Here is a 17,382-nt window from a genome sequence, read left to right on the forward strand (position 1 = left end):
GCGCATCGGCCACGGTGGCGAAGGGAGCGGTGCCGTAATACTACGAATATCGTAGATCGCCGGATGCGCCCTTCACGGATCTTCCTTGCCGCCCGGCGGGTGGCGGGGGATTGTTCATTTACGGAAGCTCGTTGGCGGGTTTATCTTCCACGGTGAAGAACCATCAAGCTGCCGGATAGCAGCCATCTAACATGGCAGTCCATGGCATGATTAGTGCATTCCACGGGCTGCAAAACCCGTAGGCCCGTCCCGTGATTCACGAAGTCACCATACCCGAAGCAGGGTGCTCGCGCGTCGATCTGTCGGTGACAGATCCTGATTTCGAGGAGCTTCTGAAAGCGCAGCAGCACCGCCTGCTGCTGCACATCAAGTCGATGGTGAGGAACCACCACGAGGCGGAGGACCTGCTGCAGCGAACGAATATCGTGCTGTGGCGGAAGCGAAAGGACTTCCAGCGTGGTACGAATTTCGGGGCTTGGTGTGCTTCCATCGCACGTCTTGAGACTCTCAATCAGCTCAAGCAGCGCAGGCGGGATGAGCGCGTCTTTTCCTACCACGCGCCGGACGAACCCCGGGCGGCTGCATTTTCAGAGGTTCCGGAAGAAGTGGACGAGGACACCTTGGCGGCGCTCAGGAGTTGCCTCGGTCGGCTTCCACTGCGGGACCGCGAGCTGCTGCTCGTCCGCTACGGTAGCGAGAAGACGCTGCAGGAATACGCGGCGAGCCTGAATCGCCAGCCCGGCACGCTGAAGGCGCGGCTCTTCAAGATCCGCGAAACGCTCAGGAAAAGCATCGAGGACGAGCTGATGAAGGCAGGCAGGAAGTCGGCGACGGGATGGGGACGCGATGGCGTGTAAGTTCGCGTCGGCTGGGGGGAGGAATTCCGGATCAAGCTTAAAATGACCGACGTCGCTTGATCTTGGAAAAAGTTCGTCGAGACTGACGAGTGGCCCGTCCTGCGCGGCGGTGGCACCGCGACATTTGCGCGTTGCAAATGTCCATTTTTGGCGCGCTCGACGTGGCAATTTGACGCTCCCGGGGCGGAGCTTTGTCCAAGGGGCTGTCGGACACGTGATTGCAATCTTTTGATCATCAATGGTTGACAGTGCCGGTTAAGCGGAGGGCACAGCGGATGCTCAGGATATGAGAGAAATTCGCCCGATCAGTGTAGTGACCATGTGGTTACAAAATGGCGGTCTGATTTCAGGAATAATTCCGCACGCCACGGCGTTAAACTTACAGAACCCGGGAACACCGGGACCTAGCCATGCCATACGATTCCGACTCCAGTTTGAAGGTCTACCTGCGGGAGATTTCCAAGACCCCGCTGCTCACCCCGGAAGAAGAGGTCACTCTCGCGAAGCGCATCAAGAAGGGCGACAAGGATGCCCGCGCCCACATGATCAAGGCGAACCTCCGCCTCGTGGTAAAGATCGCGCAAGACTACTCCGGCTACGGGCTGCCCATTTCCGACCTGATTTCCGAAGGCAACATCGGCCTCATGAAGGCCGTCGAACGCTTCGACCCTGCGAAGGGTGGCAAGCTCTCGACCTACGCCGCCTGGTGGATCAAGCAGTCGATCAAGCGCTCGCTCGCCAATCAGAGCAAGACGATCCGCCTGCCCGTCCACATGGTGGACAAGATCGCCAAGATGCGCCGCATCTCCACGATGCTTGCCGAGGCTCTCGGCCGCGAACCGACCGACGAGGAACTGGCCGACGAAATCGGTCTGCCACGCCGCAAGCTCGCCATGCTGAAGCAGGCATCCCAGCGCCCGACCTCGCTTGACGCGCCCATCAACGAGGGTGAGGCGACCGAATACGGCGAGATCATCGGCGACGATCGTGCGGAAGACCCGCTCGAAAGCCTGTCCGAGAAGAACCTTCACGGGGAGCTGGGCGGACTGCTCGACGTCCTCGACAAGCGCGAGCGCCGCATCATCGACGAACGCTTCGGCCTCACCGGCAAGACGCCGATGACGCTTGAGGAAGTCGGCCGCGAATTCGGCGTAACCCGCGAACGCATCCGCCAGCTCCAGAACGTGGCGCTGACCAAGATGCGCAAGGCCTTGCGCCGGAAGGACAAGCCGCTGCCGAAGCCGGTGGCGGATGGCCTCCAGGCCACCTGAAGCACCTTATCGGTGTGGATTGTTTGAAAACAGCCGTGGGCGGGGAGGCCTGCGGCTGTTTTCTTTTTTGGGCAGGAGCTCACAAGCTCGAGTCCATAAATTGTTGAGCGCCTGACTTCATCCGTGAAGAGTCGTGGCATTGATGGACGAGCACTTCATTTCGGTGACAGAAGCTGTCGGAGCCTTACCTGGTGATGACGGCTTCTACCGCGGAGTTTTGGATTTCGCGCCCTTTTTGCTGAGGGAGACAGCGTCGGAACCTCCCGGGTATTACTTCAGATTCAGGAAAAAGGGCCGCATGGGACTACCCGGGCCCGTGTCGCGTCCAGCACCTCCGGTGAGACCGGGGTCCACGGGATACATTCCACCCGTGGCGTGGCAGGACACTTTGCCAGAGGCCTATGTCATGGCTGGAGTGAGCTGCGACGTGGATGATGAATACGTTTTCCTATGGATTGCCAGGCCGGGACTGCTGACAGCTCAGGACATTGCCTTTCTCGCGAAGGAATGTGTCAATAAGCATGCAAGCACCTTGCCCGATCATGACGGCATGTGCCTGACCTGCGGTGGCTTGGGCGAAGCAACCCTGGTTCAGAACGGAGCCTCGATCACGGCGATCTGCCCGCGTTGTCTGGAAAGCAAACAGATGACCCACCAGCAGGACTTGGAGCAGCTCAATCTTCCCTCAAAAAAGCTGCCCCTCCTGTATCCGGCCGCGCTTTTGGCCGGTGGCTTGGCGTGGGGAGTATTTTGGAATCTTTGGGCAGCGATGTTTCGCGTGTTGGATGCGAAACAACTGCTCATCCCTTCGTGGGTGGTGATCGTCCTGGCAGTGGGATTCGGATTCTGTGCAGGATGGCCCATCGGGACAGTCATCCGGCGATCTGGGGCCATCAGCCGTTTTTCAGCAGGTACCGTGTCGTTCCTTGCCACACTGACGATCGTCGTTATGGGCGAGTTGCTGTACGGCATTGGATTGGCCTATGCGATATCCGGGGCCTTCGATCTGGGGTTGGCGCTGCAAGCGACACTGCCGTTCGTCTTGGTCCAGATCCCGACGTATGCGGCTCTCAAATTCACCTTTGCGTGCACCTTGGGAGGGGCCGCTTACGAATTCTCCAAGCCAAAGACGAAGAAGATGAAGATCTAACGCTCGTTTCCGACCGACCCGGTCACTTCTTCCCCCACGAATCCCGCAGGCCGATGGTGCGGTTGAAGACGGGCGTGCCGGGCTGGTGGTCGTGGCGGTCGGCGACGAAGTAGCCGATGCGCTCGAATTGGAAGACAGTCTCTGGTGCGGCGTCGGCCACGGCGGGCTCGACCCAGGCGCGGATCACCTTGAGCGAATCCGGATTCAGCACGCTGGTGAAGCCGCCCTCGGCGCCATCCGGATCTTCCACGGTGAAGAGGCGATCGTAGAGGCGGATCTCGGCATTCACACCATGCTCGGCGCTCACCCAGTGGATGGCGGCGCGGCACTCGACTCCTTCCGGTGCGTCCGCGCCCTTGGTGCCGGGCAGGTATTCGCAGCGGACCTCGGTGATCGTGCCGTCGGCGTCCTTCTCGAAGCCGGTGCACTTCACGATGTAGCCGCCGCGCAGGCGGACGTGGCGGCTGGGGCCGAGGCGGTAGAATTTCTTCTCGGGCTCTTCCTGGAAGTCGTCCGACTCGATCCACAACTCGCGGGACATCGCCACATGGCGGCTGCCCATGGCCGGGTCCTTCGGGTGGTTGTCCAGTTCGATGTCCTCGCTCTGGCCGGCGGGCCAATTTTCGATGACCAGCTTCAGCGGGGCGAGCACGCCCATGCGGCGCGCGGCGACGGTATTGAGATGATCGCGGATCTCGAATTCGAGCTGCGCGATGTCCGTGATGCCCTGGAACTTCGTGATGCCCGTCTTCTCGCACAGGCGGCGGATCGCTTCCGGCGGGATGCCGCGGCGGCGCGCGCCGGAGAGCGTGGGCATGCGCGGGTCGTCCCAGCCAGCCACGTGGCCTTCTTTCACCAGCGTCAGCAGCTTGCGCTTGCTCATCACCGTGTAGGTGAAGTTCAGGCGGGAGAACTCGATCTGGCGCGGCTTTGCGGGCACCGGGCAATTCGCGATCGTCCAGTCGTAGAAGGGCCGGTGAATCTCGAATTCCAGCGTGCAAAGCGAGTGCGTGATGTGCTCCTTCGCATCCTCCAGGGGGTGGGCGAAGTCGTACATCGGGTAGATGCACCAAGCGTCGCCGGTATTGTGGTGGGTCGCCTTCAGCACGCGGTAGATCACCGGGTCGCGCATCACGATATTCGGCGAGGCCATGTCGATCTTCGCGCGCAGCACCGCGGTGCCTTCCTCGAAGCCACCGGCGCGCATCTTCGCGAAGAGCTCCAGATTTTCCTCCACCGCGCGATCGCGCCACGGGGACGCCGTCCCAGGCACGGTCAGGTTGCCGCGCGTTTCCTTGATCTGATCGGCGGTCTGCTCATCGACGTAGGCGAGGCCATGCTTGATGAGGTGGACGGCGCAGTCGTAGTAGAATTCGAAGTAGTCGCTGGCGTAGAAGAGGTGTTCGCCCCAGTCGAAGCCGAGCCACTTCACGTCGGCCTTGATGCTCTCGACGTATTCCACTTCTTCCTTCTCGGGATTCGTGTCGTCAAAGCGCAGGTGGCAGCGCGCGCCGATGCCCGCATTCTCCTTCGCGATGCCGAAGTTCAGGCAGATCGCCCGCGCATGCCCGAGGTGCAGGTAGCCATTCGGCTCGGGAGGGAAGCGGGTGATCGTGGTCGAGTGCTTACCGGAAGCGAGATCTGCGGCGATGATCTCGCGGATGAAGTCGAGCTTGGGAGAATCGGACATGGGAAATGAAATTGAAATTGGTCGGGATGTTACTCGATTTCGAACTTCGAAAGGTCCGCCGCGAGTTCTTCTAGTTCCCCAGTTTCATGATCAAACTTGAGGATCTTGTCTTCGAGCATGCCGGGATCAGCCGGTGATGGCATGAGCAGGATGATGTCGCCGGATCCGCTGCTTCCAATGGCGAGTCCTTCCGGAGGAAAGCCACGCCATTCTTTTGCCTTCGATGTTTCGACAATCACATGATTGCAGGAACGTGAGAGCCGTTTCCGGTCGGATGAATCCTTGATGGGGTTCAGCGTCCATTCGTCCATCCCGTCGAAGGCGAGACCACCGTTGTTAGCCATCATCAGGGAGCGATAGACCGGCGGAAAGCCAAGACCGATCTCGGCTTCAGTAAGTCGGACCTGCTCTTCTGAGATGTCGAATGCCATGAGCCCTTCGAGGTTTCAGGGAATTACTTCCCCAACTCTTCCAACAGCGCCTGATTGAGCCTGATACCCGCCTCGAAGTTCTCGATCGGGAAGTTCTCATCCGGCGAGTGGATCTGCGAGTCGGCGAGGGCGAGGCCCAGCAGCAGCGTATCGGTCCCGAGGATGTCGCGGAACGCCTGCACGATCGGGATGCTGCCGCCTTCGCGGATGAGCACGGGCTCCTTGCCAAAGGCGGTCTGCAGCGCGCGCTGCGCAGCCCGGCCAAAGGTGCTGTGCGGATCGGTGAAGAAGGGCTTGCCATCGTGGCCGCCCACGTAGAGCAGCGAGACGCCGGGCGGGCAGTGCTTGTCCAGGTGCGCCTTCACCTTGTCCATGATGTCGGACGGGTCTTGGTTCGGGACGAGGCGGAAGGTGAATTTCGCGAATGCCTCCGCTGGCAGCACGGTCTTCGAGCCCTCTCCCTGATAGCCGCCGCCGATGCCATTGATCTCTGCGGTCGGGCGGGCCCAGGTGCGCTCGGCGCTGGTGTAGCCGGCCTCGCCGTGGGTGCGGGAGGAGCCGCTGTAGCGGAGGAAATCGTCATCGCTGGTGCCGGGCAGCTTTGCCCACATCTCGCGCTCCCACTCTTCCAGCGGCTTCACGTGGTCGTAGAAGCCCTCGACCTGCACGCGGCCGTCGGCATCGTGGAAGGTGGAGACCAGCCGGGCGATCTCTGTGGCGGGATTCCGGATCGCGCCGCCGTAGATGCCGGAGTGCAGGTCGCGCGCCGGGCCGCGGAGGATCACCTCGCAGGCGGCGATGCCGCGCAGGCCGTAGCTGAGGGTCGGCTGGCCGGGGGCGACCATGCCGGTGTCGGAGATGGCGATGATGTCGCACTTCAGCAGCTCGCGGTTTGCCTCCAGGAAGGGCGCGAGGCTGGGGCTGCCGATTTCCTCCTCGCCCTCGAAGAGGAAGGTCAGGTTCACGGGCAGCTCGCCCTTTTCCTTCAGCGTCTTTTCCACGCCGAGGATGTGTGCGAGCATCTGGCCCTTGTTGTCCGTGGAGCCGCGGGCCCAGATCTTGCCGTCGCGGATGGCGGGCTCGAAGGGCGGGGTGGTCCACAGGTGGAGCGGGTCCACGGGCTGCACGTCGTAGTGGCCGTAGATGAGCACGGTCTTGCGACCGGGCTTGTGCTCGTTTTGCGCGACCACGATGGGGTGGCCCTCGGTCGGGTGCAGCGTGGCCTTCAGGCCCATGCCGGTCAGTTTCGTGATCAGCCACTCGCCGCAGGCGCGGACGTCGCTGGCATTCCGCGAGTCCGTGGAAATGCTGGGAAAACGAAGGAAGGCGAAAAGGTCCTCAAGCTCCGGCGTCATGCGGGCGAATCAAGCGCTCCACCCCCGTCCCCGGCAAGGCGAAACCCCGGGCGATTCAATCCCGGTCCCGCTCCTCGCGGATCACCCGCATGGCATCGTAGAGCGCGAAGAGGACGACGAAGAGCGCGAGGAACCCGCAGGCCCCCCACCACAGGACGAAGCGCATGAGGTCCGCCGCCAGCCATTCGTCGATACCCCACAGGCCGATGGCGAAGACGATCATCAGCAGTGCGAGGCTGCGCGCCATCGCCTTCCGCCGCGCCGTCCGGTCGTGGAGGATGCTCCTGGCGATGCCCTTGCTGGATTGCCAATCGGACGGTGGGGTGGTCATCGGGAAGGAGGCTCCGCGATGATCCCCCGTCCCGCAAGGCCGGGAATCGGGGGGCGTCACGTAGCGGACCGGCTGCGCCGTTCCGTTTGGGGGCGGGTGGAATGGTGGTCGGGCGGGCGAATTTGTTCGGGCCTCGCCCAGCCAGAAGGACGCAGTCCTTCTGCTACGAAAAATCCTTCAGCTACGAGAGCATCCCGCGCCCCACATTTCCTCACCGCTCCGGCAGGTGGATGATCCCTCTGCGGAGGGCTACGGTCACGGCCTCGGTGCGGTCGCGGACGTGGAGCTTCGCGAGGATGTTCTTCACGTGCGACTTCACCGTCTGCTCGGAGATGCCGACGGCGATGCCGATTTCCTTGTTCGCCTCGCCGAGCGCGAGGTGGCGCACGATTTCCTTTTCCCGCTCGGAAAGCACCTCGCCGCGTTGGCGGGCGGCCAGGTGCTCGCCCACTTCCGGCGGGATCCACTGGTCGCCCTGCATCAGCGCTCGCACGGCGGGGATGACCTGGTCGCCCGAACTGTGCTTCAGCAGGTAGCCGGAGGCCCCGGCGGCAAAGGCGGCGTGGATGTCCTCGTCGCCATCGAAGCTGGTCAGCACCAGGATCTTCGCGTCCGGTGTCTCCTGGCGGATCAGCCGGGTGGCCTCCACCCCGCCCATCACCGGCATGCGCAGGTCGATGATCGTGACGTCCGGAGTGAGAAGCTGGTGCATCTTCACCCCTTCAGCCCCGTGCGATGCCTCGGCAATGACCACCATGCCGGCCTCCCGGCGGATCAGGCTGCGGATGCCCTCGCGGACGACGAAGTGGTCGTCCACCACGAGGATGCGGATGGGGGAGGCGTGGGTCATGGCTTGCGATGGCTTTCGTGATCGTTTCTCGGCAGCGGCACCTCCACTCCCACGGTCGTGCCGCCTTGGGAATTTGTCTCCACCCGCAGCGTGCCGCCGATGCGCCTCGCGCGCTCGTGCATGCCGGTGAGGCCGAAGCGCCCCGGCGCTGCCGCCCGGCGGATGCCGCTGCCATCGTCCGCGACGGAGAGCGTGGCGCGTGCTTGGGTGACCTGCAGGTCGATGGTGATCACTGTCGGCTTCGCGTGCTTCACCGCATTCGTGATCGCCTCCTGGCCGATGCGCAGGAGATTGTCCTCGATCAAGGCCGGTAGCCGTCCGGAGGTGCGGACTTGCCTCGTCTCCACGCGGATGTCGGACCCCAGCGTGAGCGATTTCGCCGCGCGCTCGAGTGCTTCCGCGAGGTCGAATTTCTCCAGCGCCACCGAGCGGAGGTTCCAGATCGACTGCCGCATTTCCGAGTGGCATTGGCGCACCAGGGAATCCACCGCCTGCAGATGCTCGCGCGTCTCGGGCGAGGCGTCGGCTTCATCCGGACCGATGCTGTGCAGCCGCAGGTGAATGCCAGTGAGTCCCTGCTCCAGTGTATCGTGCAGGTCGCGCGCGAGGCGGCTGCGCTCGGCCGTCACGGCATTCCTCTCCCGCATCTCCGCGGCCAGGCTCAGGTTCCGCCGCGTGGTGAGATAGGCGAAGAGGATCACCGCGACCAGCACGCCGAGCACGATGCTCAGCATCACCAGCAGCCGCTTCACCGTGAAAAAGCTGGCAGGCTCGACCACCGAGATCTGGTCCGGCCCGGAGAGCAGGATCTTGAATGACGTGGGCGAGCCAGCGCCATCCACGCTCACGAGGCAGATGCCGCTCACATCGAGCGTGGCGCCATCCTCCACGCCCGGGATGCTCTCGCCGTGGCCTTCCAGTTCCGCGGTGAAGACGCCGTGCGGGGTATTCAAGGCGAGCACCAGCGCGCGATGCGTCTCCGACTCCGGTGTCTGGAGCCGGTCTAACAGACGGCCGCGTGCCGTGACGTAGTTCGCGTGCTCCAGCCCGTCGATCAGGTCTTCGACCGGCATCGCCTTCGGCAGCGCGCGTGGGCCTTCCGGCGGGAAGGAGGCGAAGACCGCATCGGAGAGGATGGGTAGGAAATCCTCGAGATCCGGAAACCCCACCGCTTCCACCTGATCACCGCGCCGCAGGTCGTGTGCCCCGGCACCGCGCACGGCAATGCCGCTCTTGCCGTCATTCAGATACACCACGCCATGGCTGTGGTGGATCACCTCCCCACGCACGCGGATGCGGTCGCCGCGGCTGAATCCGGGACGGTATTGGAAAGCCTGCTCGAGCGGGAGCGCCGGGATTTTCCACGGGTCATACTCCTCATGCTCGAAGACATGGAAGTCCGCCTCCGAGGCAGCCAGCACCTGGAGATCGACGAGCTGCCGGAGGCCGCCCCGCGCCCTCATCGGCACCGCCACGCCGCGCAGCCAGACCTTTGCCGCGATGAGCTTCTGCGGGTCCAGCGTGCGAGCATTGCTCACCCGCACGGTGATGCGGGCGGAGCCTGAGCTGAGCAGCGCGGAGAAGGTGGTGGGCGTGACCATCTCGGCGCTGCGCACGAAGCCGTGCACGTCCACCAGGTCGCCATTGTATTCGCCATGAAGCAGTCCGCCGCCCGAGGCGTTCTTGCGTTCCGGCAGTTCGCTTTTGCCGAGATTCGTGAAAGTCGCGCGATCAATGACGGGCGCATACGGGCCGCGATCCAGCACGCCGGTCACTTCCACCTTGTCTCCCACGGCGGGCCACTCGGCATTCGTGAAGGTCACCTGCACGCCGCCGGTATCGTCCTGTATCTGGAACCACCGCCCCTCGGTCGGGTCGGTCCAGGTAACCACGCCGCTGGTCTTCACCTCGATGGGTTGGAAAGGTTCCGTCGCCGCCTTGCCTTGGATCGCCCGCACTTTTTCCAGAGTGGGCTCCCCGGAAACGACGCTCGTACAGACGAGTACACACACGCAGGCAAGCAGCCTCCGGAGTAACCGCGGCTTGGTCTGCGGATGGCTCACGAGCCCGTCGAAGCTGAAGACGCAGCACCGCCAAGGCGAACACTTTTTGACTCACTCCAAAGAGTGATCGTCGATTTCATCGAGGCAACCACTCACCCGCGTGCGGTGTGATCCAGCGCTTGTGCCAGGGATTCCGCGGCTCGCGTGCGAGATCCACGGCGGGATCGATCATGACGGCGGCTTCGCGTCCATTCAGGCTCACGCTCGTGTCCACGGTGACGGCCACATCCATGCCGTATTCCCTGCGATACTCGTCGGCGATGTGGATGGCAAACTGGTGGATCAGGTCCGGCTGGCCGGGCATGCGGAAGGCCTGGCGATCCGTCAGGAAGTCACCGGGCTCGATCTCCCACTGGTGCCCGCTTTGCAGGTCGCGCACGCGGAAGGCGAGCCGTTCCGATTGCTTGTCGCGCAGTTTCATGCGCCACGAGTAGAGGTGGCCCTCTTCCGTCCACGCCACATCGCCGGGATAGGGCCAGTGGCGGAGGGGCAATAAGACCTGGATGGCGAGATACACCGCGATGCCCGCGAGCACCGGTTTCGACACGCGGGGCATGTGATTCGTGGGGCGAGCCTTTCTCCCGAATCTCGGCCACTCCGGCGGGAAGAAGAGCAGCGATGCCGCCACCATCATCCACGGGAAGACCCCGATCTCGAAGAGCCAGCCATTCATCGCATTGAAGCACAGCACCAGCACGTAGGCGGCGAGCCGCGTGCGCTTCCACAGCAGCAGCGGGACGAAGGCGAGATCGAGGATGAGCCCGGAGTAGCTGAAAAGAAGCGCCACCCACTTCTCCGTGAGCCACGGGCCGATCCACGGGAAGTCCGCGCGCTTGGCGAGCCACGTGCCGAGAGGTTCGCCGCGCAGCCAATCGCCATTCAGCTTTGCGATGCCACCGAAGAAGTAGGGGATGCCCACCTGAATACGCATCAGCCACAGCCAGCATGCAGGCATGGTGGGGGAGGATTTCGAGGAATCCCTGATGGCGTCGAGCGACCAGAGCCGGTGCGCGGGGACAAAGATAAGTGCGAAGGCGATCAGGCAGATGAGGTAGAGGTGATTCAGATACTCCGCCGCATCGATGAGGAAGACCTGCGCGAGCGCGAGGAAGAGCACCACCGTGGCGATCCGATAGAAGAGCCCCGCCGCCACCATCAGCGCCGCGATGGCGAGCACGATGAAGTGCGCCATCATCCCGTCACCCGGCCACGGCTTCACCCAGTCGAAGCCGAGGTAGGAGAAGTGGAAGGCGGGGTCGATGTAGAGCGCGCGCACCCAGCCGCGCTTCAGATAGACGACGGCGTCAAAGAACATCAGCAGGCCAAAGGCGATGCGGAAAACCGCGAGCGATGCGCCGTCCACCGGCTTGGCCGCGGCCTGCATCAATCTGGCGAGTCGTGATCCGGCAATGTGTTTTCCAGAATCGGATGCGCCGGTAGCCATGCTGACCCGCGATCATCGAAACGGTCTCCGCTCCGGCAAGCTGGAATCCCTGCATCGCGGCGAGGGAGCTTGAATCAGGGGCGCAGATGCGCTATCGAGCGTGATCTACCTTCATCCCTCCCTCCCGAGATGACCCTGAGCACCGATGTCACCATTGAGAAAGAGACCGTCGCCTTTCCTTCGAAGTGCATCGCTTGTGGCGAGGCGAGCCAGCCTGACGAGGTGGTGAAGTTGCGGGCGAATCCGGTGGGATTCTTCGGGATGACCCCGTGGATCTTCGGCGCGACGGCGAAGCTGGTGGTGCCCGCCCACCGAGGATGCGGGGTCAGGCTCTCGCGTGCGATCTTCCTGCGGAGCTTCTCGTCGCTGGTGTTCATCACCGTGGTGGGGGTGGTGGCGGTCCTATGGGGCTTGTCGAAATGGCAGGCGCTCGGCGTCACCCTGTTTGCCGTGCTGCTGCCGCTCCTGTGGCAGGTGCTGCATCCGCTGGCCTTTGAGTTCACCCACCGGTCCGGCAGCTACAAGCTGATGTTCCGCGACCCCGGCTATGCGCGCGAGGTTGCGGAAATGAACGGCGGTGAGAAGGATGATGAGGACGAGGAGACGTCCGCGCGATGAGGAAGAAGGGGCGGGACGCCCCTTCAACGGACTAGGGCAAGATGCCCCAGCTACGGTAGATGGTCAGCACTGTGGATCGCCGTGTGTCACGCCATGATGTCCTTCACCACATGGCCGTGCACGTCCGTGAGGCGGAAGTGGCGGCCGGCGAAGAAGTAGGTGAGGCGCTCGTGGTCGATGCCGAGGCAGTGCAGGATGGTGGCCTGCAGGTCGTGGACGTGGACGGCCTTGTCCACGACGTGGTAGCCGAGGTCATCGGTCTCGCCGTAACTCACGCCGCCCTTGATGCCACCGCCGGCCATCCACACGGTGAAGGCGGACGGGTGGTGGTCGCGGCCAAGCGCGCGGCCCAGCGTGGGATTCGTCTCCACCATCGGCGTGCGGCCAAATTCACCGCCCCACACGACGAGCGTCTCATCGAGCAGTCCGCGCTGCTTCAGGTCGGTGACGAGCGCGGCGCTGGCCTGGTCGGTGGCCTTGCACATCTCCTTGTGGTTGCCGGAGAGGTCCGAGTGCGCGTCCCAGCCCTCGTGGTAGATATTGATGAAGCGCACGCCGCGCTCGACCATGCGGCGGGCGAGCAGGCAGGCGCGGGCGTAGGAGGGCTTCCGGATGTCCTCGATGCCGTACATCTTCAGCGTCGCCTCGGTCTCGCCGGAGAGGTCGGTGAGTTCCGGCGCACTGTGCTGGAGGCGGAAGGCCATCTCATGCGCGGCGATGCGGGTGGAGATCTCCGGATCGCCCACGCTGGCGAGCTGCATCTTGTTGAGCTGCGAGACCGCATCGATGGTGCGGCGCTGGAGCCGGTCGTCCACGCCGCGCGGGCTGGCCGTATTCAGGATCGGATCGCCGGAATTCCGGAAACGCACGCCCGAGTGGACGGTTGGCAGGAAGCCGCTCGACCAATTCGCCGCGCCGCCGCTGACGCCCGCGCCGGTGCTGAGCACCACGAAGGACGGCAGGTTGTTGTTCAGCGAGCCGAGGCCGTAGGTGACCCACGAGCCGATGCACGGCCGGCCGGGCTGGAGGAAGCCGGTATTGAAGAAGATCTGCGCCGGTGCGTGGTTGAATTGGTCGGTCTTCACCGACTTCACGAAGCACAGGTCATCCGCGATCTTCGCCGTGTAGGGGAGCAGGTCGCTCACCCACGCGCCGCTCTGGCCGTGCTGGGCGAATTTGAAGCGCGACGACATCACCGCGGCGTCCGGCTTGATGAAGGCGAGGCGCTGGCCATTCGTCACGGACGGCGGCAGTGGCTTGCCGTCCAGCTTTGCCAGCTCCGGCTTCGGGTCGAAGAGATCGAGCTGCGACGGCGCACCGGCCATGAAGAGGTGGATGACCGACTTCGCCTTGCCCGCGTAGTTCGCGCCGATCGGTCCGATGCTGTTCGTCGGGACGGCAGCGGCGGCATTCCGGATGAGCGCGTCCCCCATCAGGGAAGCGAGGCCCATCTTGCCCACGCCGAGCCCGCACTCGCGGAGGAACCAGCGGCGGCTGACGTCGTTGCCGGGCGTATGCTGACGGGCGAAGAAAGAGTTGTGGCAGTTCATCGGGTCAGTTGCGGGTGATGGTTTCGTCGAGATTGAGGAGGATGCGGGCGACCGTCATCCATGCGGCTTCATCGTCGGTGGAGCCTGCGGGCATCAGTTCGGAGGTTTTCAGCTCGCCGCTCTTCAGGCGTTCGAGCTGTTCCCGGTGGAAGGTGACGAGGGTGTCGGCCTCGCTGACTTCCGGTGGGCGGGTGAGGCAGCGTTCGAAGATATACTTCGCCTTTTCCTCCGGCGTCGCGGAGAGGGCGGCGACCTTCTTGCCCAGCACTTGGGCCGCTTCGAAGTAGACCTCGTCATTCAGCAGCACCAGCGATTGCAGCGGCGTGTTCGCCATCTCGCGGCGGGGAATGCAGGCCTCACCGGTCGGCGCGTCGAAGGTGAGGGAGGAGGCGAATGGAGCCGAGCGCTTCGCGAAGGTGTAGAGCGCGCGGCGATAGCGGTCCTCGCCCTGGCTCACCGGCCAGGACATACCTCCGTAGGCGGCCTCGGTCACGCTGTCCGGCTGTGGCGGACGGACGGAGGGGCCATACATCTTCTTGGAAAGCAGGCCCGCCGAGCTGAGGGCGATGTCCCGCACCATCTCCGCCTCCACGCGGGTGCGCGGGCCACGGGCGAGCAGGCGGTTCTGCGGGTCTTCCTCCAGCAGTTCCGGCGTCACCTTCGAGCTCTGCTTGTAGGTGGCGCTGGTGACGATCTGGCGGTGGAGCTTCTTCATCGACCAACCGTTTTCCATGAAGTCCACGGCGAGCCAGTCGAGCAGCGGCTGGTTGCTGGGCATTTCGCCCTGGAAGCCGAAGTCATCGATCGTCTTCACCAGGCCATTGCCAAAGAAGGCCTGCCACTGGCGGTTCACCGTGACGCGTGCGGTCAGGGGATGCGTGCGGGAGACCAGCCAGCGGGCGAAGCCGAGGCGGTTCTTCGGCTCCTTCGGGTCCATCGGCGGGAGGAAGGCCGGCACGTCCGGTTTCACCTCATTCGCGGGCTGGGTGTATTCACCGCGGCTGTGGAGGAAGGTCTTCCGCGGGTGCGCGGCATCGCGCTCCTCCATCGCCAGCGTGGTGGTCGTCGGCAGGGGCTTGAGCAGCTCGCGGATGGGGTTCGTGTGAGCGGTCAGCTCCGGCGAATTCAGCAGGAAGTAGCGCGTGAGAGCCGGGCGCACCGCCTCGATCTTCGCCTCATCCCCGCTGGCCAGTGCCAGCTCCAGCTCGTAGGGCAGCACTTGCGTCGGTGCCTTGGCTTGCTTGGTCGTGGCGGACAGGCGGAATTTCCCGAGCGTGGCTGCATAGTGGCGGCCCATGCGCAGCTCGATGGTCAGCTCGGTCGCCGCGGGTAGCGGCTCGGCCAGATTGAAGACCGCCTGGCAATCCTCGCCGAAGCGTCCTCCCGGACCCCAGCCGGTGAGATCCTCCTCATCGATGGCGAGCATGGCATTGCCGCCGCTCGCCGCGTTGCTGGAGCTTGCGGAGGCGATCTTCAGCTCCTTGCCATCCGCCTTCACGATGACGTCATAGACGAGGAAGTCGCCGCTCGGGCCTTCGTAGTAGGTCTTGCCCGGGCCGTAGGCTGGCAGGCGCTTGTCGGACAGAGCCTCCAGGCGGATGGAGGAGGTGCCTGCGGGGAAATCCTTGTAGGTGAGGACGAAGCGGTCGTCCTTCGTGGTGTCGCCGGAGACGAAGATGGACTTGTCCTTCTCAAGAGTCAGCACCGGCTCGTTCGACTCCATCTTCACCGGCTCCAGCGTGGTCCACGGGATGGTGGCGGCGCGGCTGCGCTCGACCCAGGATTCGTAGGCGAGCTTCGCGTCGTTCCTGCCGTTGTGCGTCGGCTCCTCCGGGCCGCTCACGGCGAGGCGCACGCGACCCATGGTGTGGGAGCCGCCGAAATTCTGCACCAGCTTCACCATGAAATACGGCGTGCTGCGGGTATCGACCGGGGCTTTGAAGGTGAAGGTGGCGTTCTTGTCCGACTTGAGATTCGTGCCGTCCTTCTGCACCGCCCAGCCGGTCTCGGGATTGCCGTCGATGGCGTGCGCCACCGGGAAATTCGGCTGCTCGACGGCGGCGCTGGCACCTGCAAGTTCCACGCGCTGCCACTCCGATCCCACCTGCCGGGTGCGGACATAGACCTCGATCTCGCTCAGGACGAAATTCCCGTGCGATGTCCGGCCCGGACCTCCGGATGGAATGCCGGCATCGGCCAGCGCATCCAGGCGGATGCGATCGACCACGCCGTCCTTCGCCTCGAATTCCAGCGTGTAGCTGTCCTTGTTCGCGCCGGGGGTGGAAAAGAGCGCGGACTGGTCGGGCAGGACCTTCGCCGTCTCGCCGGACTCGCTGGTCACGGAGGTGAGCTTGGGGGCTGGTGGCGGCGGTGCGGGCCACTTGTCCGGCAGCGCGGCGATCAGATCGGCCACCTGCTTGTCCCTCGCAGCCTCGCGTCCGGCGAGCGTCGCGTCCGGGAGCTCATAGCGGATTTCTTCCGTGTTGTTCAGGAAGGCCATGAACTGGAAATACTCCGTGTGCAGGATGGGGTCGTACTTGTGCGTGTGGCACTGCGCGCAACCCACCGTCATGCCCAGCCAGGTGGTCCCGGTGGTAGCCACGCGGTCGGTCATCGCGTGGTAGCGGAATTCCAGCGGATCGATGCCGCCTTCTTCATTCAGCATCGTATTCCGGTGGAAGCCGGTCGCGACGATGTCATCCGGCGTGGCATCCGGGAGCATGTCCCCGGCGAGCTGGCGGATGGTGAATTGGTCGAAGGGCATGTCGTCGTTGATCGCGCGGATCACCCAGTCGCGCCACGGCCAGATGCTGCGCTCGCGGTCCTTCTCGTAGCCATTCGTGTCCGCGTAGCGGGCGAGGTCCATCCAGCGGCGTGCCCAGCGTTCGCCGTAGGCGGGCGAGGCGAGCAGGCGGTCCACCAGCTTGTCATAGGCGTCGGGCGAGGTGTCCTCGATGAAGGCGCGGGTTTCCTCCGGCGACGGTGGCAGGCCGGTGAGGTCGAGCGAGACCCGGCGGATGAGCTGGTATTTCCCGGCCTCGGGCGAGGCTTTCATCTTTTCCTCAGCGAGGTGCTTGCGGATGAATTGGTCGATCGGATGCACGGCGTCGCCTTCCGGCAGCGCGGCCTTCACCGGCGCGACGAAGGCCCAGTGCTCCTTGTATTCCGCACCCTGCGCGATCCACTGGCGCAGCACGTCGCGCTCCTTGTCGCTCATCTCCATCTTCGCGCTCGCGGGCGGCATGATGTCGTCCGGATCGGTCGCGTGGAGGCGCTTCATGAATTCGCTTTCATCCGGCTTGCCGGGGACGATCGCGATCTTTCCTGAATCGCCCTCACCGAGCGCGGCCTCGCGCAGGTCCAGACGCAGGCCGCCCTCGCGGGTGCCTTCATCCGGGCCGTGGCACTTGAAGCAACGGTTCGAGAGAATGGGCCGGACCTCCTTGGCAAAGTCCACCTTTCCCGCCTCCTCGGCACGGAGGAAGGAAGGAATGGCAAGGAGCGAAACGGAGCAGATGGGCAGGAGTGCTTTCAAAACGATGATGAAATCGGGTAATGCGAGCGGTGCCGCTTGATACAAAAACTACCTGCCAAGCCTTTCAAAAGCCAGCATTTCGAGCGGGGCCTACCCGAACGGACAGGCTTCTAGCAGAATGACTTTGGCGGTTCCGAGGGGCGAAAATCGGGTCGATCGGGCGGGTCCGGAAGATGCCTCCGGGCGGAGTTGCCATTTTTGGTCTCCGGTGGCTGTAGAATTAAAGGCACGATAATC

General features: G+C 63.9%; 13 protein-coding genes. 4 read left to right on the top strand and 9 right to left on the bottom strand.

The window, feature by feature from the left end; all coding sequences use genetic code 11:
• Window positions 1-251: 251 nt before the first annotated feature.
• The 3 genes from OKA04_RS16440 to OKA04_RS16450 all read left to right on the top strand — a co-directional run bounded on the left by OKA04_RS16440 (window position 252) and on the right by OKA04_RS16450 (window position 3,278).
• The gene (locus OKA04_RS16440) at window positions 252-857 is read left to right on the top strand and encodes an RNA polymerase sigma factor (protein ID WP_264502282.1); all 606 of its coding nucleotides are present in this window, start codon (window positions 252-254) and stop codon (window positions 855-857) included.
• Window positions 858-1,267: 410 nt separating this feature from the next.
• Complete coding sequence (locus OKA04_RS16445; protein ID WP_264502283.1) at window positions 1,268-2,128, top strand: sigma-70 family RNA polymerase sigma factor; 861 nt, start codon at window positions 1,268-1,270, stop codon at window positions 2,126-2,128.
• Between the two features lie 370 nt (window positions 2,129-2,498).
• Window positions 2,499-3,278: a hypothetical protein gene (locus OKA04_RS16450; protein WP_264502284.1), complete on the top strand. Its 780-nt coding sequence runs from the start codon at window positions 2,499-2,501 to the stop codon at window positions 3,276-3,278.
• Window positions 3,279-3,300: 22 nt separating this feature from the next.
• Here the strand turns inward: OKA04_RS16450 and OKA04_RS16455 are convergent, their stop codons facing one another.
• The 7 genes from OKA04_RS16455 to OKA04_RS16485 form a co-directional block, all read right to left on the bottom strand.
• Window positions 3,301-4,968, bottom strand: a complete 1,668-nt coding sequence (locus OKA04_RS16455) for a glutamine--tRNA ligase/YqeY domain fusion protein (RefSeq protein WP_264502285.1) — start codon at window positions 4,966-4,968, stop codon at window positions 3,301-3,303.
• A gap of 29 nt (window positions 4,969-4,997) precedes the next feature.
• Window positions 4,998-5,399: an SMI1/KNR4 family protein gene (locus tag OKA04_RS16460; RefSeq protein ID WP_264502286.1), complete on the bottom strand. Its 402-nt coding sequence runs from the start codon at window positions 5,397-5,399 to the stop codon at window positions 4,998-5,000.
• 23 nt (window positions 5,400-5,422) lie between these two features.
• Entirely contained in the window at window positions 5,423-6,754 is a 1,332-nt protein-coding gene (locus OKA04_RS16465) for a dipeptidase (protein ID WP_264502287.1), read from the bottom strand.
• Window positions 6,755-6,809: 55 nt separating this feature from the next.
• Complete coding sequence (locus OKA04_RS16470; RefSeq protein WP_264502288.1) at window positions 6,810-7,085, bottom strand: hypothetical protein; 276 nt, start codon at window positions 7,083-7,085, stop codon at window positions 6,810-6,812.
• Between the two features lie 211 nt (window positions 7,086-7,296).
• A complete protein-coding gene (locus OKA04_RS16475) occupies window positions 7,297-7,935 on the bottom strand; it encodes a response regulator (protein ID WP_264502289.1) in 639 nt (212 codons plus the stop codon).
• Entirely contained in the window at window positions 7,932-9,893 is a 1,962-nt protein-coding gene (locus tag OKA04_RS16480) for a sensor histidine kinase (RefSeq protein ID WP_264502290.1), read from the bottom strand. The genes OKA04_RS16475 and OKA04_RS16480 overlap by 4 nt, the downstream gene beginning before the upstream one ends.
• A gap of 181 nt (window positions 9,894-10,074) precedes the next feature.
• On the bottom strand, window positions 10,075-11,382 hold the full coding sequence (locus OKA04_RS16485) for an HTTM domain-containing protein (protein ID WP_264502291.1): 1,308 nt from the start codon (window positions 11,380-11,382) through the stop codon (window positions 10,075-10,077).
• A gap of 189 nt (window positions 11,383-11,571) precedes the next feature.
• Between OKA04_RS16485 and OKA04_RS16490 the strand changes: the two genes are divergently transcribed.
• Window positions 11,572-12,060 (top strand): hypothetical protein, encoded by a 489-nt coding sequence (locus tag OKA04_RS16490; RefSeq protein WP_264502292.1) that lies wholly within the window; start codon window positions 11,572-11,574, stop codon window positions 12,058-12,060.
• An 86-nt stretch (window positions 12,061-12,146) separates the two neighbouring features.
• Here the strand turns inward: OKA04_RS16490 and OKA04_RS16495 are convergent, their stop codons facing one another.
• Window positions 12,147-13,610, bottom strand: coding sequence for a DUF1501 domain-containing protein (locus OKA04_RS16495; protein WP_264502293.1), 1,464 nt, complete (start codon window positions 13,608-13,610; stop codon window positions 12,147-12,149).
• Between the two features lie 4 nt (window positions 13,611-13,614).
• Window positions 13,615-17,145, bottom strand: a complete 3,531-nt coding sequence (locus OKA04_RS16500; RefSeq protein ID WP_264502294.1) for a PSD1 and planctomycete cytochrome C domain-containing protein — start codon at window positions 17,143-17,145, stop codon at window positions 13,615-13,617.
• Between the last annotated feature and the right edge of the window lie 237 nt (window positions 17,146-17,382).

The sequence above is a fragment of the Luteolibacter flavescens genome (assembly GCF_025950085.1).
Classification (GTDB): Bacteria; Verrucomicrobiota; Verrucomicrobiia; order Verrucomicrobiales; family Akkermansiaceae; genus Haloferula; species Haloferula flavescens.

Coding starts and splice junctions, on each gene's coding strand:
- OKA04_RS16490 (WP_264502292.1), top strand. CDS start 11,572: ATGACCCTGAGCACCGATGTCACCATTGAGAAAGAGACCGTCGCCTTT.
- OKA04_RS16485 (WP_264502291.1), bottom strand. CDS start 11,382: ATGCAGGCCGCGGCCAAGCCGGTGGACGGCGCATCGCTCGCGGTTTTC.
- OKA04_RS16470 (WP_264502288.1), bottom strand. CDS start 7,085: ATGACCACCCCACCGTCCGATTGGCAATCCAGCAAGGGCATCGCCAGG.
- OKA04_RS16455 (WP_264502285.1), bottom strand. CDS start 4,968: ATGTCCGATTCTCCCAAGCTCGACTTCATCCGCGAGATCATCGCCGCA.
- OKA04_RS16495 (WP_264502293.1), bottom strand. CDS start 13,610: ATGAACTGCCACAACTCTTTCTTCGCCCGTCAGCATACGCCCGGCAAC.
- OKA04_RS16460 (WP_264502286.1), bottom strand. CDS start 5,399: ATGGCATTCGACATCTCAGAAGAGCAGGTCCGACTTACTGAAGCCGAG.
- OKA04_RS16445 (WP_264502283.1), top strand. CDS start 1,268: ATGCCATACGATTCCGACTCCAGTTTGAAGGTCTACCTGCGGGAGATT.
- OKA04_RS16475 (WP_264502289.1), bottom strand. CDS start 7,935: ATGACCCACGCCTCCCCCATCCGCATCCTCGTGGTGGACGACCACTTC.
- OKA04_RS16465 (WP_264502287.1), bottom strand. CDS start 6,754: ATGACGCCGGAGCTTGAGGACCTTTTCGCCTTCCTTCGTTTTCCCAGC.